2 protein-coding genes are annotated in these 2298 nt (G+C 68.6%); both read left to right on the top strand.

Annotated elements, in window-relative coordinates; genetic code table 11:
* The coding region (gene serA / locus IRT45_RS36055; RefSeq protein ID WP_194810230.1) for a phosphoglycerate dehydrogenase at positions 1 to 1253 on the top strand (1253 nt) is incomplete at its 5' end.
* Between the two features lie 353 nt (positions 1254 to 1606).
* On the top strand, positions 1607 to 2298 hold a 692-nt coding region (locus IRT45_RS36050), incomplete at its 3' end, for a 3-isopropylmalate dehydrogenase (RefSeq protein ID WP_194810229.1).

Genomic DNA, 2298 nt, shown 5'->3' with positions numbered 1-2298 from the left:
ATCTCGATGGTCGTCCGGGCAGGGGAGGCACCCTGCGCGAGCACACCTGGCAGCGCAGCAAGTTCAACGGTGTCGAGATCTTCGGCAAGACCGTCGGCGTCATCGGCCTGGGCCGCATCGGCCAGCTGTTCGCGCAGCGCCTCGCCGCCTTCGAGACCAAGGTCATCGCCTACGACCCCTACACCTCCCCGGCCCGCGCCGCCCAGCTGGGCATCGAGCTGCTGAGCCTGGACGAAGTGCTCGAGCGCGCCGACTTCATCTCCATTCACCTGCCCAAGACTCCCGAGACCAAGGGCATGCTGAACAAGGAGACCCTGGCCAAGACCAAGAAGGGCGTCATCATCGTCAACGCCGCCCGCGGCGGTCTGATCGACGAGCAGGCCCTGGCCGACGCCATCACCTCCGGGCACGTGCGCGCCGCCGGCATCGACGTGTTCGAGACCGAGCCGTCCACCGACAGCCCGCTGTTCGACCTGCCGCAGGTCGTCGTCACCCCGCACCTGGGCGCCTCCACCGCCGAGGCCCAGGACCGCGCCGGCACCGATGTCGCCAAGTCGGTGCAGCTCGCCCTCGCCGGCGAGTTCGTGCCCGGTGCGGTGAACGTCGCCGGTGGCGCGGTCAGCGAGATCGTCGCGCCCTGGCTGGACATCGTCCGCAAGCAGGGTGTGCTGCTCGGCGCCCTCGCCGACGAGCTGCCGGTCTCCCTCGAGATCCAGGTGCGCGGCGAGCTGTCCTCGGAAGAGGTTGCGGTGCTGGAACTCTCGGCGCTGCGTGGCGTGTTCTCCGCGCACATCGAGGATGCGGTCACCTTCGTCAACGCCCCCTCGCTGGCCGAGGAGCGGGGCCTCGAGGCCTCCGTCACCAGCCACAGCGAGAGCCCGACCCATCGCAGCCTGGTCGACCTGCGCGCCGTCTTCGGCGACGGCCGCACCCTGAACGTCGCCGGCACGCTGACCGAGCCCGCTCAGGTCGAGAAGATCGTCAACATCAACGGCCGCAACTACGACATGCGTGCCGAGGGTCTCAACCTTGCGATCCTCAACTACGACGACCGTCCCGGCGCCCTGGGCAAGATCGGCACCAAGCTGGGCGAGGCGTCCATCGACATCCAGGCCGCGCAGCTGAGCCAGGACATCGACAAGGAAGGCGCGACCGTCATCCTGCGCGTCAACGAGTCCGTCCCGGCCGATGTGCAGTCCGCGATCGCCGAGGCCGTCGGCGCCGCGAAGGTGACCCAGGTCGACCTGAGCTGAGTGACCCCGGCCGGAATCGGCTCGGTCGCAGCGCTTTCCGGTGCGCGCGAATCCCACCGCGGTGACGCGGAATGGGATTCGCGCGCACTGTGTTTTCGGTCGATGCGAATCGTGGCGCGGTCGGATACCTCCGCGTCGACACGGGGCGTCGGGCGTGCCGGCGCTGCCGCGGACCGCCTGGATCTCACTCATTGGGAGCGGCTTGCCCTGGTTATCGGGGTGATCCGCCCGACCGATAGTGTGGCGGGTGTCGGTGATCCGGCCGGGCGTCACGCCGCCGATCGACCGCCCTTGGCTGATTCGGCCGCATACGCGTTGCGAGCCGCGAGCAGGAACGAACGGAGCGTTGTCATATGAAGCTGGCTGTCATCGCCGGTGACGGTATCGGGCCCGAGGTCATCGCCGAGGCGCTCAAGGTACTCGACGTGGTCGTGCCCGGGGTCGAGAAGACCGAGTACGACCTGGGCGCCAAGCGCTACCACGCGACCGGCGAGGTGCTGCCGGAGTCGGTACTGCCGGAGTTGAAGCAGCACGACGCCATCCTGCTGGGCGCGATCGGGGATCCGTCGGTCCCCAGCGGACTGCTCGAGCGCGGTCTGTTGCTGCACACCCGCTTCGCGCTCGACCACCACGTGAACCTGCGTCCGTCGAAGCTGTACCCGGGCGTCACCAGCCCGCTGTCCGGTGATCCGGAAATCGACTTCGTCGTCGTGCGCGAGGGCACCGAGGGCCCCTACACCGGTACCGGCGGCGCGATCCGCGTGAACACCCCGCACGAGGTGGCCACCGAGGTCTCCACCAACACCCGCTTCGGCATCGAGCGCGTGGTGCGCTACGCCTTCGACAAGGCCCAGCAGCGCCGCAAGCACCTCACGCTGGTCCACAAGACCAATGTGCTGAGCTTCGCCGGTTCGCTGTGGCAGCGCACCGTCACCGAGGTCGGCGCGGAATACCCCGAGGTCGAGGTCGCCTACCAGCACATCGACGCCGCGACCATTCACATGGTCAACGATCCGGGCCGCTTCGACGAGATCGTCACGCGAAC

This window comes from Nocardia sp. BSTN01 (genome assembly GCF_015354405.1).
Taxonomy (GTDB): domain Bacteria; phylum Actinomycetota; class Actinomycetes; order Mycobacteriales; family Mycobacteriaceae; genus Nocardia.
Note: the sequence above shows the minus strand (reverse complement) of the source record. Positions and strands in the feature narration are given on the sequence as shown.